The organism is Serinicoccus sediminis (assembly GCF_004153545.1).
In the GTDB taxonomy this organism is placed as follows: Bacteria; Actinomycetota; Actinomycetes; order Actinomycetales; family Dermatophilaceae; genus Ornithinicoccus; species Ornithinicoccus sediminis_A.
Genome location: NZ_SDVA01000001.1, coordinates 39,627 through 55,362 on the forward strand (window position 1 = coordinate 39,627; position 15,736 = coordinate 55,362).

Genomic DNA, 15,736 nt, shown 5'->3' on the forward strand with positions numbered 1-15,736 from the left:
GCAGGTCACGGCCATAATCGACGCGTTTGCAGCCGTATTTTCCTGGGGTACGGGCACGAAAGAGGCCCTCCCCGCGGAGCGGGAAGGGCCTCTGACCTGGGGTGGAGGCGAGGGGACTCGAACCCCTAACCCCCTGCTTGCAAAGCAGGTGCGCTACCAATTGCGCCACGCCCCCGAGAGGTATGAAGTTATGCGACCCCGCGACCGGGCCCCGCAGTGCGAGGGCCTAGTCCGGCGGGTGGTGGGTTACTGACCCGGCTGGCCGGGGACGTCGTCCGTGGCCTCGGCCCACAGGTCACGCTCGGCCTGCTGGTCCTGCATCCGCTTGAGGGCCACGAGGCCGGCCGCGGCGGCGGCGACCATGAGGAGGCGCTTCATCTGTCGATCAACTCCTGATCTCGGCGACGACGCAGGTGGGTGGTGGGCCTAACTGGACTTGAACCAGTGACCTCTGTCTTATCAGGACAGCGCTCTAACCGACTGAGCTATAGGCCCGGACACGTGCGGGGCACGCGACGGTCGAGATTACCTCACGCCCCGGAGCGCCGCCAAAACACCGGCCCGCACCGACCTGCCGCATAGCAGGTCTTGAACGATATGTAGTAGGTCTACTACATTGATCTCATGTCGTCCTCCTCAGCGGCGATCCACTGCCAGGGCCTGACGATGTCCTACGGCGACCACCTGGTCCTCGACGACATCGACCTCGAGGTGCCGCGCGGCCAGGTGGTGGCGCTGCTCGGGCCGAACGGCGCCGGCAAGACGACGACCGTGGAGGTCCTGGAGGGCTTCCGCCAGCCCTCGGCCGGCCAGGTGACGGTGCTGGGCGAGACCCCGGCCACCGCACCCGAGGCCTGGCGGGCCCGGGTCGGGATCGTGCTGCAGAGCTGGCGCGACCACGCCACCTGGCGGGTCCGGGACCTCATCGAGGTCGTCGGCGCCTACTACGCGCCCTACAGCACGTCGCAGACGCCCCGTCCCTGGGACACCGCCGAGCTCCTCGCCCGGGTGGGCCTGGCCGAGCAGACCGGCCAGCGCGTCGACCGGCTCTCCGGCGGTCAGCGCCGCCGCCTCGACGTCGCGGTAGGGCTCGTCGGCCGCCCCGAGCTGCTCTTCCTCGACGAGCCCACCACCGGCCTCGACCCGGCCGGCCGGCGCGACATCCACGACCTCGTGGCCGACCTCGCCGACCTCGACACCACCATCCTGCTCACCACCCACGACCTCACCGAGGCCGAGAAGGTCGCCGACCGGCTGCTCATCCTCGCCGGCGGGCACATCGTCGCCGACGGCACGCCGGACGCCCTCCGGCTGGCCCTCTCCCGCTCCTCCGAGGTGACCCTGCGCGACCTGGAGACCGGGGAGGTCACCGTGCACGCCGACCCCGACCCGACGGCATACCTGAGGCAGGTGCTCACCGCCCGTGCCGGCGAGGTCGAGGTGGTCGAGGTGCGCGCCGCCTCGCTCGAGGACGTCTACCTCGACATCGTGCGCCGGGCCGAGTCGCCCGGCGACCACGTGCCGCACGACCCACCCGCCCTGGAGGCCCTGACATGAGCCCGGTGCCCGTCCCCGCCGCCGTCCTGCGCGCCGCCACCCGGCAGGCCCGGATCAGCCTGGTCCGCAAGTACACCTCCGCCGCCGGCATCACCACGGTGGCCGTGTCGCTGGTCCTGCTGGTCGTCCTCTGGCTGCTGCGCGACATCGACCTCGGGTCGGCTGCGGTCGGCCTCGGTGGCTACGTCGTCACCGGCTTCCTGGCCTTCGGCGTCGTCTCCGCCGCGGTCATCGGGGTCGCCGGCGAGCTGCAGACCGAGCGCGACGACGGCACCCTGCTCCGCGCCAAGGCCGTCCCGCACGGCATGACGGGCCACCTCGTCGCCAAGGTGCTGCAGGCCCCGGTCGACGCGCTGATCCCGGTGCTGCCGGCGGTCCTCGGGGCCGCTCTCTTCCTCCCGGGCACCACCCCGCGGGACGTCGGCGGCTGGCTGCTGCTCCTGCTGGTGCTGCTGCTCGGCGTGGTGGCGATGCTGCCCTGGGGCGCCGTCCTGGGCTCGGTGTTCCGCAGCATGCTCGGTCTGGTCTGGGCGATGATCGCGCTCTACGCCTACGCCGCTGTCTCGGGGCTCTTCTACCCGGTGGCGGGCTGGCCGGTCTGGCTGCAGTGGATCGCGCAGGCCGGACCCCTCTACTGGATCGGGGCGGCGGTGCGCGCCGTGGCCCTGCCCGACTCCGCCGCCGCGGTCGAGATCGGCGGCGAGTTCCGGCTCGGGGTCGCGCTGGCCGTCCTGGCCGGCTGGGCGGTCGTCGGCCTCCTCCTCGCCCCGGTCCTGCTGCGTCGTGTGGTCCGGCGGCAGTCCGGCAGCACGGTCCAGGCGGCCCGCGAGCGCGTCCTCGCCACGGGGTTCTGACCCCGGTATGCCTGTCGGAGCCGAGCCGCTGCACAACCGGATCGCCCTGCTGCGGGTGGAGCGCGGCATCAGCCGCCGCGACCTGGCGACCGCGCTGGGCGTGCACTACCAGACCGTGGGCTACCTCGAGCGGGGCGAGTACAGCCCCTCGCTGGTGCTCGCGCTGCAGATCGCCGAGTTCTTCGACGTGCCGGTGGAGGCCGTCTTCAGCCGCCGCCCGTTCCCTCCCCTGGGCAGCTGACCGCCCGCTCCCCGAGGGCGTGACACCGCACCTCCAGCGCTACTATGGTAGGTAGTAGTCAACACAGAGAGGTGAGGACGATGACAACCACCACAGAGAGCACCACCCGGCCGGTCGTCGTGGGATACGACGGCTCGGAGAGCGCGCAGGCAGCCGTCCGGTGGGCCGCCGCCACGGCGGCCCGCACGGTCGCGCCGCTGGTGGTCCTGCACGCCGCCGACCGCATCGTCCACGCCCAGGACGTGTCCATCGGCATCTGGGACCCGGCCGCCGAGCACGACCGGGCCCGTGAGCTGGCCGAGCAGGGAGCGCAGCTGGTCCGCGAGGAGCACCCCGAGCTGCAGGTCACCGCCCAGGGGTCGCTGCTGGGCCCGCGCCAGGCCCTCGACGAGGCCTCCGCCCACGCCCAGGGCGTGGTGGTCGGCACCCGCGGGCACGGCCGGGTCCGCAACACCCTCATGGGTGCGACGGCCTACGGCCTCACCGGACACGCCCGGTGCCCCGTCACCGTCGTCCCTGGCCCGGCCACCATGCCCGGGCCCGACGCCGGGGTCGTCGTCGGCGTGGACGGCTCACCCGAGTCCGAGCGGGCCGCCGAGGCCGCGGCGAGGTGGGCCCAGGCCTGGGGCGCCGACCTGCTCGTCGTCAGCAGCTGGGAGCGCCCGACCACCGACCCCTGGGGATTGAGCGCCGACGGTATGCGGTCGGTTGACGAGGCCGCCGCGGTCCGCCGTGACCGGGCCGAGCAGAGGGCGCGGCACGCGGCCGACGCCGTCACCTCCACGTTTCCGGACCTGACCGTGCGCATCAGCACCCCGAGCGGGCGGGCCGACGAGAACCTCGTCGAGGCCTCCTCGGACGCCGCCCTCCTCGTGCTGGGCACGCGCGGCAGCGGCCGGCTGTCATCGTTCCTGCTCGGGTCGACGACACGCAACATCCTGCACGTCAGCGCGGTTCCCGTGCACATCGTGCGCTGAGACGGCCACCCCGGCCGCCGGTCCTGGAGCCCAGCCGGCGGCCGGGGCTCGGCTCACTCGTCGGAGAGGGTCACCTGGGCGCCGCCGACGAGGGCTGCGCAGATGTTGTAGAGGAACGCCGACAGGGTGGCCAGCGCGGTGAGCAGGAAGACGTTGAGCACGCCCAGCACCGCCGACAGCGCCATGACCCGGCTGAAGCCGAGGTAGTCGGTGAGGTCGATGGTCGGGCCGCTGGCCTCGCCGCTGGTGATCTGGGCGAGGAAGCCGTTGATGGTGGAGAAGACGTTCATCCCCGACAGCACGGTCCACAGCACGGCCACCATGACGACCCCGGAGATCCCGAGCGCCACCGAGACGAGGAAGCTGATCTTCAGCACCGACCACGGGTCGATGCGCTGCGCGGTCAGGCGCACCCGTCGCGGGCCACCGCGACGGGGGGCCGGGCGACCAGGCGGGCGGTTGCCCGACGTGCGCGCGGTGCTCCCGACCGCTCCGTCCCGGGGTGCGGCGCCGCGCGCCGCCGACCCTCCGCGACCGGCGCTCGCGCCGGCAGCGGACCCCGAGGCCAGCCCGGCGGTCGCCCCGCGCAGGGCGCGGGCCTTGCGGGCCGCGAGGTCGCGGCCCTGAGCGGTGCGGGCGAGCGCCCCGTCCTTCATCTTCGCGGCCGCCGACCGGTCGTCGTCGCCCTCCCGGGACGTCGAGGAGCCACGCTCCTGGGCGGAGCTGTCCGGCCCGGGGCCCGCCTGCGGGTGCACCTGGGTGTCGTCGGTGGAGGAGCTGGACCCCGGGGGGCCCGCAGTGCTGCTCATGCGCCGTCGTCCTCCGTGCTCTCGGTGCTGCCGGTCTCGGGGCTCCCGACGTCGCCGGCGACGTCGTCGCCCGCCGACGGCGTGTCCTCGCCCTGACCCGACGGTACGCCATCGGCTCCGCCGACCGTCGCATCCGCGCCGTCGACCTGCGCCTCCACGGCGTCGGCGGCCTCCTCCAGCTCGTCCTCGGCGGCGGCCTCGGCGTTGCGGGCGATGGCGAGCACCGCGTCGCCCCTGCCGGGGTTGGCGAAGCGGACACCGCTGGTGTCGCGCCCGGTCACCCGGACCCCGCGCTCACCGCCGACCGCGGACCGGATGACGTTGCCGCGCTCGGTGAGCACCAGCACCTCGTCCGACTCCTCGACGAGCAGGGCGCCCACGACCGGCCCGGCCTTCTCGGTGGCCTTGGCCACCTTGATGCCCAGACCACCACGGCCCTGGAGACGGTACTGCGACACGGAGGTGCGCTTGGCCATGCCGGTCGAGAAGACGACGAAGACGTAGGGGTCGGTGCCGTCGGCGACGACCTGCATCGCGAGCAGCTCGTCGTCGCCGCGGAACTTCATCCCCGTCACGCCCGAGGTCGCGCGCCCCATCGGGCGCAGCATCTCGTCGGCGGCGGGGAAGCGCACCGACTGGCCGTCGCGGGAGACGAGCAGCACGTCGTCGTCGCCGTGGGCCAGGGCCGCGCCCACCAGCTCGTCACCCTCGCGCAGGTTGACCGCGATGAGACCGCCGGAGCGGGGGGAGTCGTAGTCGGTGAGCCGGGACTTCTTCACCAGGCCGTTGCGGGTCGCGAGCAGCAGGTAGGGGGCCTGCTCGTAGTCGCGCAGCGGCAGCACCGACCGGATGGTCTCACCGGGCTGGAAGGCCATGAGGTTGGCGACGTGCTGCCCCTTGCCGGTCGGCCCGGCCTCCGGGAACTCGTAGGCCTTGGACCGGTAGACCCGCCCCTGGTCGGTGAAGAAGAGCATCCAGTGGTGCGTGCTGGTGACGAAGAAGTGCTGCACGACGTCGTCCGCCCGCAGCGCCGCGCCCCGGCGACCCTTGCCGCCCCGGTGCTGGGCGCGGTACTCGCGCACCGGCGTCCGCTTGACGTAGCCGCCCCGGGTGATGGTGACGACGACGTCCTCCTCGGTGATGAGGTCCTCCATCGACATGTCCCCGTCGAAGAGGTCGATCTTGGTGCGTCGGTCGTCGCCGTACTTGTCGACGATCTCGGCGAGCTCGGTGGAGATGATCTCGCGCTGCCGCGCCGGGCTGGCGAGGATCGCCTCGAACTCGACGATCTGCGCCTCCAGCTCGTCGTGGTCGGCCTGGATCCGGGCCCGCTCCAGCGCCGCCAGCCGGCGCAGCTGCAGGTCGAGGATGGCCCGGGCCTGCAGCTCGTCGATGCCCAGCAGGTCCATCAGCCCGTTGAGCGCCTCGTCCGCCGACGGGCTGCTGCGGATGAGGGCGATGACCGCGTCGAGCTGGTCCAGCGCCCTGAGGTAGCCGCGGAAGACGTGGATCCGCTTCTCCGCCTCGCGCAGCCGGAACTGGGTGCGGCGGACGATGACCTCGACCTGGTGGTCGACCCAGTGCCGGATGAAGGCCGAGATCGGCAGGGTCCGCGGCACCCCGTCGACGAGCGCCAGCATGTTGGCGCCGAAGGACTGCTGCAGCTGGGTGTGCTTGTAGAGGTTGTTGAGGACGACCTTGGCGACGGCGTCCCGCTTGAGCACGACGACCAGCCGCTGCCCGGTGCGCCCGGAGGTCTCGTCGCGCAGGTCGGCCACGCCGGTGAGCCTGCCGTCCTTGACGAGGTCGGCGATCTTCTTGGCCAGGCTGTCGGGGTTGACCTGGTAGGGCAGCTCGGTCGCGACGAGGCAGGTGCGCCCCTGGATCTCCTCGACCTCGACGACAGCCCGCATGATGATCGAGCCGCGACCGGTGCGGTAGGCGTCCTCGATGCCCTTCTTGCCCATGATGAGCGCGCCGGTGGGGAAGTCCGGGCCCTTGATGATCCCCAGGAGCGCGTCGAGCAGCTCCTCCCGGGAGGCGTCCGGGTGCTGCAGCAGCCACTGCGCGCCCTCGGCGACCTCGCGCAGGTTGTGCGGCGGGATCTGCGTGGCCATCCCGACCGCGATGCCCGCCGAGCCGTTGACCAGCAGGTTCGGGAAACGTGCGGGCAGCACCGCGGGCTCGCGGGTCTTGCCGTCGTAGTTGTCGACCATGTCGACGGTGTCCTCGCGGATGTCGCGCACCATCTCCATGGCCAGCGGGTGCAGCCGGCACTCGGTGTAGCGGGGGGCCGCCGCGGGGTCGTCACCCGGGGTGCCGAAGTTGCCCTGCCCCTGCACCAGCGGGTGCCGCATCGACCAGTCCTGCACCAGCCGGACCAGGGCGTCGTAGATCGCGCCGTCGCCGTGCGGGTGGTACTGCCCCATGACGTCGCCGACGACGCGCGAGCACTTGTTGAAGCCGCGGTCAGGGCGGTACCCGCCGTCGTACATCGCGTAGAGCACCCGCCGGTGCACCGGCTTGAGGCCGTCGCGCACGTCCGGCAGCGCCCGGGAGACGATGACGCTCATCGCGTACTCGATGTAGCTGCGCTGCATCTCGGCGTTGATGTCGATCGGCTCGATCCGGTCACCGGCGCCGGTCACCGCCGCCTCGAGGGCGGCGTCGGCACTCTGGGCCGCGGTGGACGCGTCCGGGATCTCGGGCAGGTCGGGGGTCTGGTCGTCAGCCATGGGTCCTTCGGTATGCGGTCACGCGGGTGGGGTGTACGGCGGGAGCCGCACGGTCAGATGTCGAGGAAACGCACGTCGCGGGCGTTGCGCTGGATGAACGCGCGCCGGGACTCGACGTCCTCGCCCATGAGGATCGCGAAGATCTCGTCGGCCTTGGCGGCGTCCTCGAGCGAGACCTGCAGCAGCACCCGGGTGTCCGGGTTCATCGTGGTGTCCCACAGCTCGCTGTAGTCCATCTCGCCGAGGCCCTTGTAGCGCTGCACCCCGGTGTCCTTGGGCAACCGCCAGCCCTTGGCCGTACCGTCCTCGAGGAGGGCGTTGCGCTCCCGGTCGGTGAAGGCGAACTGGTGCTCGGCGTTGGTCCACTTGATCCGGTAGAGCGGCGGCTGCGCCAGGTAGACGTAGCCGGCCTCGATGAGCGGCTTCATGAACCGGAAGAGCAGCGTGAGCAGCAGGGTCCGGATGTGGAGGCCGTCGACGTCGGCGTCGGCCATGAGCACGATCTTGTGGTAGCGCGCCTTGGAGATGTCGAAGTCCTCGCCGATCCCGGTGCCGAATCCGCTGATGAGTGCCTGCACCTCCTGGTTGGCCAGGATCTTGTCGAGGCGCGCCTTCTCGACGTTGAGGATCTTGCCCCGGATCGGCAGGATCGCCTGGTTGTGCGGGTTGCGCCCACGCACCGCGGAACCGCCGGCCGAGTCGCCCTCGACGATGAAGACCTCGGAGATCGTCGGGTCGTTGGACTGGCAGTCGCGCAGCTTGCCCGGCAGCCCGCCGGACTCCAGCAGGCCCTTGCGCCGGGTGGCGTCGCGCGCCTTGCGGGCGGCGATGCGGGCGGTCGCCGCCTGGACGGCCTTGCCGACGATCTCCTTGCCCTCGCGCGGGTGCGCCTGCAGCCAGTGCCCGAACTCCTCGTACATCGCGGTCTGCACGAAGCCGCGGACCTCGGAGTTGCCGAGCTTGGTCTTGGTCTGCCCCTCGAACTGCGGCTCGCCCAGCTTGACGCTGATGACTGCGGTGAGACCCTCGCGGATGTCGTCTCCGGTGAGGTTGGGGTCCTTCTCCTTGAGCAGCTTCTGGTCCCGGGCGAAGTCGTTGACCATGCGGGTCAGCGCCGACCGGAAGCCCTCCTCGTGGGTGCCGCCCTCGTGCGTGTTGATCGCGTTGGCATAGGTGTGGACCGCCTCGGTGTAGGCGCCCGTCCACTGCATCGCGATCTCCAGGCTCAGCATGCGGCTCTCGTCCGCACTCTCGAAGGCGATGACGTCGGCGTGCACGGGCTCGCTGCGCTTGGACCTGTTGAGGTAGGTGACGTAGTCCAGCAGGCCGTTGTCGTAGCGGTAGGTGTGGCTGCGGCCCGTGCCCGACCCGCCCGTGCCCCGCTCGGTGCCGGGCGTCGCACCGTCGTCGTCCGCCTCGCCCTCGCCGTCGATCGGGTCGTCGTCCAGCGCGTCGACGTCGACCTCCACCTCGCTGGGACGCTCGTCGACGAGGGCGATCGTCAGGCCCTTGTTGAGGAAGGCCATCTGCTGGAAGCGCGCCCGGATGGTCTCGTAGTCGAAGTCGACGGCGTCGAAGATGTCCGGGCTCGGCCAGAACGTGATGGTCGTCCCGGTCTGCCGGTCGGCGTCCGAGACGGGGTCCTGCTCGGCCAGCGGCGCCTGCGGCACACCGAGGTGGTAGGTCTGGGTGAAGACCTTGCCGCGCTGACGCACCTCGACGTCGAGCCGCTCGGACAGGGCGTTGACGACCGAGGACCCGACACCGTGCAGCCCGCCGGAGACCTTGTAGCCGCCACCGCCGAACTTGCCGCCGGCGTGGAGCTGGGTGAGGACGAGCTCGACGGCCGGCTTCTTCTCCACCGGGTGGATGTCGGTGGGGATGCCGCGCCCGTTGTCGCGCACCCGCACCGCCCCGTCGGCCCGGAGGGCGACGTCGATGCGGTCGGCCTCGCCGGCCAGCGCCTCGTCGACCGCGTTGTCCACGATCTCCCACACCAGGTGGTGCAGGCCGCGGGCACCGGTGGACCCGATGTACATCCCCGGTCGCTTGCGGACCGCCTCGAGGCCCTCGAGGACGGTGATGGCCGAGGCGTCGTAGGCCGAGGCCGTGGCCAGCGACTCCGGTGCCCCGGACTGCGGTGCCGTCTCCGGGAGCTCCGGCATGGCCGGGTCCTCGGGGACGTCGGAGATCGATCCGTGCTCTGGTCCGGCACTGGACAAAGGGGCTCCTCGGGTGGATGTGTCAAAGACGTCTCAGTCTACCCCTTCCGGGGCCCGTATCCGAGTTTGCGCGGCACCTCGTGCGTCGTCTGGGCCGTCCCCACGGCCGTGTGAGCGGAGCGACCCTCGATCAGGCATCCCCCCACGCGCCCGGGGTCGCGGGCCCCAGGAGCGCTGCTCAGCCGTAGGTGTCCCGTGGGCCCCGCCCCCCGGAGGACAGCGGGCCCTTGCGCCAGTGCGGACCCGCCGGGCCCTGCACGACGATCTCGCCGACGACCCCCTCCCCGACCTGCTCGTCGATGCGGGCCAGCACCGTCGAGGTCAGCAGCCGCATCTGGGTCGCCCACGCGGTGGAGCGGGCGCGGACGGTGAGCGTGCTTCCCTCGAAGGCGACGACCTCGACCTGGTCGGCCACCTGGTCCCCGACGATGGCCCGCCAGCGGCCGACCACCCCGCCGACCTGCACCTCTCCGGACCAGCCGCGGCCGGCGACGAGGCGGTCCATCTCGTCGCCGAGCAGCTGCGGGTCGCGGCGTGCCCGCGGGTCGGGCTCCTCGCCGCCGGTGCGGCGCCGGCGTCGGGACCGTGCCGGCGACCCTGGCCGCAGGCCCTTGTCCCGCGCGGTGCGGCGAGCCCGGGAGAGCGCCTCCCGGGCGGCGTCCATCGGCTCCGGGCCGGCGGCCGGGTCCGCGTCCGGGCCGCCGTCCGTCGGGTCCCCGGGTGGCCGGGCGGTCATGGCTGCGCGGCGGCCTGATCGACCGCCTCCGGCACGCGGGCAGTGACCGAGCCGAGGGACACGTCGAAGACCCGGCCCCCCGGCCCCAGCAGCTGCTCGGGCACGTCCTCGGGCACGGCGGCCGTCACCAGCACCTGCTCGCAGTCGGCCACGAGCCCGGCCAGCCGCTCCCGACGGCCGGAGTCCAGCTCGGCGAAGACGTCGTCGAGCACGAGGACCGGGTCGGTGCCCAGGTCGTGCCGCAGCAGGTGGAACCCGGCGAGGCGCAGCGACAGGGCCAGGCTCCAGGACTCCCCGTGGCTCGCGTAGCCCTTCGCGGGCAGCTCACCGAGGGTCAGCAGCACGTCGTCGCGGTGCGGTCCGACGAGGCATACCCCCCGCTCCTGCTCCTGACCCCGCACCTGCTCGATGGACGCCAGGATCGCCGCCGTGAGGTCCTCCTGGGAGGGGACCTCACCGGCCGCGATCGCGGCGCTCACCGGGGTGCCCTCCTCGAGGCTGCTGCGGTAGGTCGCCTCCGCGCTCGTCTCGCTGTCGCTGAGGGTCCGGTACGCCTGGGCCAGGTAGGGGCGCAGGTCCCGCAGCAGGCGCAGCCGGGCGTAGAGCAGCGCGCCACCGATCTGCGCGAGCTGGTCGTCGTAGACCGCCAAGGTCGTCAGCGCCCCGGCGCGCGCCTCCTCGAGGGTCTCGCCGGGCGAGAGCCGCGGACCTCCGGACCGGCGGGTGGGAGCGCGCCACAGGTGCCCGGCCTGCTTGAGCAGGGCACCCCGCTGGCGCACCGTCTTGTCGTAGTCGGCCCGGACCGCCGACCAGCGCGGCTGCCGGGCGACCAGGAGGTCGTCGAGCAGCCTCCGCCGCTCGCCCGGGTCGCCCTTGACGAGCGCGAGGTCCTCCGGGGCGAAGAGCACGGTGCGCAGGGTGCCCAGCACGTCGCGCTGGCGAGCCACCGGCGAGCGGTTGAGCCGGGCCTTGTTGGCCCGACCCGGCACGATCTCCAGCTCGACGAGCGACTCCCGGCCGTCCCGGACGACGCTGGCCCGCACGATCGCCGACCCCTGCGCGCCGAAGCGGACCAGCGGTGCGTCCTGGGCCACCCGGTGGCTGCTCAGGGTCGCGACGTAGCCGGCCGCCTCGACCAGGTTGGTCTTGCCCTGGCCGTTGCGCCCGAGGAGCACGCTCACCCCGGGCTCGAGGTCCACCTCGGCACCGGGGTAGCTACGGAAGTCGCTGACCTCCAGGTGTGTCAGGTGCACCGCGCTCGCGTGGGCTCAGTGCGCCTCGCCGGTGCCCGAGGTCGGTCCCGACGCGTCCTCGGTGGCGCCGGACCCGGAGGAGGGGCCGGCGTCCGGGGTCGAGCTCGCCTCGTCGCCGTCGCCGTCGCCGTTCTGGCGGGCACCGGGGCGCTGCTTGCTGTCGGAGTCGTCCTTCTTCGGCTCGGCGCCCCCGTGGACCTCCTTCTGGTCCTCGTCCAGCTCCGCGTCGTCGAGCAGTCGCACGTCGTGGCCGCCGAACTGGCCGCGGAGCGCGGCCACGGCCTGCATCGCGGGGGAGTTCTCCTGGCGGGAGGCGAAGCGGGCGAAGAGCGCGGCGCTGATGACCGGCATCGGCACGGCGTTGTCGATGGCCTCCTCGACGGTCCACCGCCCCTCCCCGGAGTCGGTGGTGTAGGCGTCGATGCCCTTGAGCCCGGGGGTGTCGCCGAGGGCGCTGACCAGCAGGTCGAGCAGCCACGAGCGCACCACGGTGCCGCGGCTCCACGCCTGGAAGCAGCCCCTGACGTCGGTGACGATGTCCTTGGCCATGAGCAGCTCGAAGCCCTCGGCGTAGGCGTGCATGAGGCCGTACTCGATGCCGTTGTGGACCATCTTGGCGTAGTGGCCCGCGCCGACCTCGCCGGCGTGCACGAAGCCCTCCTCGCGCGGCCCCTCCGGACGCAGGGCGTCGAAGATCGGCATCGCCTTCTCGACGTCCTCCGCACGTCCGCCGCACATCAGCCCGTAGCCGTTCTCCAGCCCCCAGATCCCCCCGGAGACACCGCAGTCGAGGTAACCGATGCCCTTGGGCTCCATGAGCGCGTCGAGCTCGCGGTCCTCAGTGTACTTGGAGTTGCCGCCCTCGATGATGAGGTCGCCCTCGTCGAGGAGCTCCCCGAGCTGCTCGACGGTCGAGCGGGTCGGCTCGCCGTGCGGCACCATGACCCAGACCACCCGCGGCGGCTCCAGGGCCTGGATCATCGCCTCGACGTCGTCGACGTCGCGCAGCTTCTCGTCCAGGTCGAAACCGACCACCTCGTGGCCTGCGCGGCGCAGCCGCTCGCGCATGTTGTTGCCCATCTTGCCCAGGCCGATCATGCCGATCTTCATCTGCTTCTCCTTCGGTCGAGAGATGATCTGGTGACGTCGGGTCAACCCGCGAAGCGTACCGGCATGAGGACGTACCGGTAGGAGTCGTCAGCCTCCCCCTCGAGGTCGGACTGGCCGGAGATCACGGCCGGGCGCGAGGGCTGGGTGAAGGACAACCGGGTGTACGGCTGGCCGAGCACCCCCAGCCCGTCGAGCAGGAACTGCGGGTTGAAGGCGATCTCCAGCTCCGGCCCCTGCAGGGTGGCCTCGACCGCCTCGCTGCCCTGGGCGTCGTCGCCGGTGCCGGCCTCGATCGCCAGCTGGCCGTCGGTGAAGCGCAGGCGCACCGGGGTGTTGCGCTCGGCCACCAGGGCGACCCGCCGGACCGCCTCGATGAACGCCTGGGTGTCGACGACGGCGACGCTGTCGACCGAGGAGGGGAAGATCGAGGTCACCTTGGGGTACTCGCCGTCCAGCAGCCGCGTGGTCGTGCGGCGCTGCCCGGCCTCGAAGCCGACCAGGCCGTCGCCACGCCCGGCGGCCCCGAGTGCCAGCTCGACCGCGGCGCTCGCTCCCAGCGACTTGGCCGTCTCGGAGAGCGTCCGCGCGGGGATGAGGCAGACGTGGTCGGCGTCGGAGCTGCCCGGGGACCACGTCAGCTCACGCTGCGCGAGGCGGTAGCGGTCGGTGGCCAGCATGGTGATCCGCTCGCCGTCGATCTCGACCCGCACCCCGGTGAGGATCGGCAGCGTGTCCCCGCGGTCCGCGGCGATCGAGACCTGGTTGACGGCCTGGGTGAAGACGTCGCCGGGCACCGACCCGCTGGTCTCTGCCTGCGCCGGCAGCTGCGGGTAGTCCGCGACCGGCATCTGGATGAGCGCGAACCTGCTGGAGCCGCAGGTGAGGGAGACCTTGGCACCGTCGGTGGAGACCTCGACCGGCTTGCCCGGGAGGTTGCGGGCGATGTCGGCGAGCAGCCGGCCCAGCACGAGGACCTGGCCCCCCTCGGACACCTCCGCCTCGACGGTGACCGTCGCGGAGACCTCGTAGTCGTAGGCGGAGAAGGTCAGCGTGCCCTCGGGGTCGGCCGTCAGCAGGACGCCGGCCAGCACCGGCACGGGGGGACGGTTGGACAGGCCACGCACGACCCACGCCACCGCCTCGGAGAGCACATCGCGCTCGACACGAAACTTCACGACACCTGGAACCTTCCGCACTGTGTGGTCTTCGGGGCAACTCTGCCACGAACCCCCGGGTCACGCTGCAGCACGTCCCCCAGGGACGCAGGAGCATCGTCGAAGGGTCAAAGGGTACTCGTCATCGTCATCGGGCCTGTGGATGCTGTGGACAACCTGCTGTCGAGACCGCTTTCATGCAGGTCGTCGGGCGTGCCCGGCCTGCACCGACCCTGTGCGCAGGCCGTGCGGACGCCGGTGGAGGGTGCGGGCCGGTCTGGGGACGATCTCTCGTGGTCCCCAGCACCGCTGCGGCTCTTCACTGCCCATCCCCAGCCTGACCTGCGTCGATGCCCAGCTTCTCCACACCCTGTGCACACCCGGACGACAGGGTTCGAGGACCCGAGGCGTGGTGCGGCGGGGGACGGGTGTGACGACGGGGGTCGCTGAGCCGCAACACACAGGGTTGTCCACAGGTGTGGACAACTGCCGGGGTGGGGTCAGCGCTGCGAGGCGCGACGGATGCGGCCGGTGAGCTCGGCGATCTGGTCGTAGAGCGCTCTCCGCTCGCCGATCTGGCCGCGGATCTTGCGCTCGGCGTGCATCACGGTCGTGTGGTCGCGCCCGCCGAACTCCTGCCCGATCTTGGGCAGCGACAGGTCGGTGAGCTCACGGCACAGGTACATCGCGATCTGCCGGGCGTTGACCAGGGTCCTGGAGCGCGACGTGCCGCACAGCTCGTCGATGGTGATCTGGAAGTACTCCGAGACCTCGCGGATGATCGTCGCCACGGTGATCTGGGCGGTCTCGCTGCCCGGGACGATGTCCTTGAGGACGTGAGCGGCGAGGTCGGCGTCCGCGGACTGGGAGGACAGGGAGGCGAAGGCGGTCACCCGGATGAGGGCGCCCTCCAGCTCCCGGATGTTGGTCGAGATCCGGCTGGCGATGTGCTCCAGCACCTCGTCCGGCAGCTGCATCCCCTCCTGCGCGGCCTTCTTGCGCAGGATGGCGATGCGGGTCTCCAGGTCGGGTGGCTGCACGTCCGTGAGCAGGCCCCACTCGAACCGGCTGCGCATGCGCTCGGCGAACCCCGACAGCCGCTTGGGCGGCTGGTCGGAGGTGATGACCACCTGCTTCTCGCTGTTGTGCAACGTGTTGAAGGTGTGGAAGAACTCCTCGACCGTCTGCTCCTTGCCCTGCAGGAACTGGATGTCGTCCACGAGGAGGAAGTCGACGTTGCGGTAGCGCCGCTGGAACGCCCCGGCCTTGTCGTCGCGGATGGAGTTGATGAAGTCGTTGGTGAACTCCTCGGAGTTCACGTAGCGCACGCGCACGCCGGGGTACAGCTTGCGGGCGTAGTGGCCGATGGCGTGCAGCAGGTGCGTCTTGCCGAGCCCGGACTCGCCGTAGATGAACAGCGGGTTGTAGGCGCGCGCCGGTGACTCGGCCACCGCCAGGGAGGCCGCGTGCGCGAACCGGTTGGACGGTCCGGAGACGAAGGTGTCGAAGGTGTACTTCGGGTTGAGCCGGGCCTCGTCCGCCGCGCCGGTCACCGCAGGGCCGGCCGGCTGCGCCGGTCGCGGTATGCCGTTGCCCGAGGCGCCCGTCGGTCCGGTGTCGCCCCGGGAGGCGGTGGGCGCGGTGGCCGACGAGCTCGGCTGGTAGGCCGGGCGGGTGAGCGACTCGCGGCTCGTGGGGTCGTCCTCGTCCGCCTCGTCGGCCTCGTCCTCCACGCTCTGGCGCAGGTCGTCGTCGACGGTGATGGCCAGCCGGATCTCCCGTTCCAGCTCCCGCGACAGCAGGTCCACGATGGGCTGGCGCAGCCGCGTCTCCAGCAGCTCCTTGGTGTGCGGGTAGGGCACCGCCAGCAGGACCGTGGTGTCCAGCACGCCGACCATCCGGGTGATCCGCAAGAAGGCCTTCTCCCGGGCCCCCAGCCCGTTGGCCTCGAGCGCCGAGACGACGCGGGCCCAGGTGTCGTCCGTGTCGCTCGAGGGCTGGGACATGGCTGGGCCGAGCCCCCTCTCGAACGGACGACGATGGTGGTGACAGTCATCCACAATGTTGTCCACAGTCTGTGGACGAAGC

The 15,736-nt window shown here is 71.9% G+C and carries 13 protein-coding genes and 2 tRNA genes; 4 read left to right on the plus strand and 11 right to left on the minus strand.

Annotated elements, in window-relative coordinates:
• Positions 1 to 102: 102 nt before the first annotated feature.
• The 3 genes from EUS26_RS00155 to EUS26_RS00160 all read right to left on the minus strand — a co-directional run bounded on the left by EUS26_RS00155 (position 103) and on the right by EUS26_RS00160 (position 495).
• Positions 103 to 175: transfer RNA gene (locus EUS26_RS00155), tRNA-Ala, on the minus strand.
• A gap of 71 nt (positions 176 to 246) precedes the next feature.
• Positions 247 to 378 carry a DLW-39 family protein gene (locus EUS26_RS17200; protein WP_235585695.1) on the minus strand — a complete coding sequence of 44 codons (132 nt, stop codon included), beginning with the start codon at positions 376 to 378 and terminating at the stop codon, positions 247 to 249.
• A 40-nt stretch (positions 379 to 418) separates the two neighbouring features.
• Positions 419 to 495 (minus strand) — tRNA-Ile (locus EUS26_RS00160).
• 129 nt (positions 496 to 624) lie between these two features.
• Here EUS26_RS00160 and EUS26_RS00165 point away from each other — a divergent pair.
• The 4 genes from EUS26_RS00165 to EUS26_RS00180 all read left to right on the plus strand — a co-directional run bounded on the left by EUS26_RS00165 (position 625) and on the right by EUS26_RS00180 (position 3,629).
• Positions 625 to 1,557: an ABC transporter ATP-binding protein gene (locus EUS26_RS00165; protein ID WP_202864990.1), complete on the plus strand. Its 933-nt coding sequence runs from the start codon at positions 625 to 627 to the stop codon at positions 1,555 to 1,557.
• Entirely contained in the window at positions 1,554 to 2,411 is an 858-nt protein-coding gene (locus EUS26_RS00170; RefSeq protein ID WP_130011168.1) for an ABC transporter permease, read from the plus strand. The genes EUS26_RS00165 and EUS26_RS00170 overlap by 4 nt, the downstream gene beginning before the upstream one ends.
• A 7-nt stretch (positions 2,412 to 2,418) precedes the next feature.
• Complete coding sequence (locus EUS26_RS00175; RefSeq protein ID WP_130011169.1) at positions 2,419 to 2,652, plus strand: helix-turn-helix transcriptional regulator; 234 nt, start codon at positions 2,419 to 2,421, stop codon at positions 2,650 to 2,652.
• 80 nt (positions 2,653 to 2,732) lie between these two features.
• On the plus strand, positions 2,733 to 3,629 hold the full coding sequence (locus EUS26_RS00180; RefSeq protein ID WP_165368447.1) for a universal stress protein: 897 nt from the start codon (positions 2,733 to 2,735) through the stop codon (positions 3,627 to 3,629).
• A gap of 53 nt (positions 3,630 to 3,682) precedes the next feature.
• Here EUS26_RS00180 and EUS26_RS00185 read toward each other — a convergent pair whose 3' ends face one another.
• From EUS26_RS00185 to dnaA, 8 genes are all read right to left on the minus strand, one after another.
• Complete coding sequence (locus EUS26_RS00185) at positions 3,683 to 4,438, minus strand: DUF3566 domain-containing protein (protein WP_238148741.1); 756 nt, start codon at positions 4,436 to 4,438, stop codon at positions 3,683 to 3,685.
• Positions 4,435 to 7,173 carry a DNA gyrase subunit A gene (gene gyrA, locus EUS26_RS00190; protein ID WP_130011171.1) on the minus strand — a complete coding sequence of 913 codons (2,739 nt, stop codon included), beginning with the start codon at positions 7,171 to 7,173 and terminating at the stop codon, positions 4,435 to 4,437. Before gyrA ends, EUS26_RS00185 begins: the two co-directional genes overlap by 4 nt.
• A gap of 53 nt (positions 7,174 to 7,226) precedes the next feature.
• Positions 7,227 to 9,338 (minus strand): DNA topoisomerase (ATP-hydrolyzing) subunit B, encoded by a 2,112-nt coding sequence (gene gyrB, locus EUS26_RS00195; protein ID WP_130011172.1) that lies wholly within the window; start codon positions 9,336 to 9,338, stop codon positions 7,227 to 7,229.
• Positions 9,339 to 9,573: 235 nt separating this feature from the next.
• Positions 9,574 to 10,131, minus strand: a complete 558-nt coding sequence (locus EUS26_RS00200) for a DciA family protein (RefSeq protein WP_130011173.1) — start codon at positions 10,129 to 10,131, stop codon at positions 9,574 to 9,576.
• The gene (recF, locus tag EUS26_RS00205) at positions 10,128 to 11,384 is read right to left on the minus strand and encodes a DNA replication/repair protein RecF (protein ID WP_130011174.1); all 1,257 of its coding nucleotides are present in this window, start codon (positions 11,382 to 11,384) and stop codon (positions 10,128 to 10,130) included. The genes EUS26_RS00200 and recF overlap by 4 nt, the downstream gene beginning before the upstream one ends.
• Before the next feature lie 15 nt (positions 11,385 to 11,399).
• Positions 11,400 to 12,494, minus strand: a complete 1,095-nt coding sequence (gene gnd, locus EUS26_RS00210; protein WP_130011175.1) for a phosphogluconate dehydrogenase (NAD(+)-dependent, decarboxylating) — start codon at positions 12,492 to 12,494, stop codon at positions 11,400 to 11,402.
• A gap of 41 nt (positions 12,495 to 12,535) precedes the next feature.
• On the minus strand, positions 12,536 to 13,669 hold the full coding sequence (dnaN, locus tag EUS26_RS00215; protein WP_130011176.1) for a DNA polymerase III subunit beta: 1,134 nt from the start codon (positions 13,667 to 13,669) through the stop codon (positions 12,536 to 12,538).
• Positions 13,670 to 14,148: 479 nt separating this feature from the next.
• The gene (gene dnaA / locus EUS26_RS00220) at positions 14,149 to 15,654 is read right to left on the minus strand and encodes a chromosomal replication initiator protein DnaA (RefSeq protein WP_130011177.1); all 1,506 of its coding nucleotides are present in this window, start codon (positions 15,652 to 15,654) and stop codon (positions 14,149 to 14,151) included.
• Positions 15,655 to 15,736 lie beyond the last annotated feature (82 nt).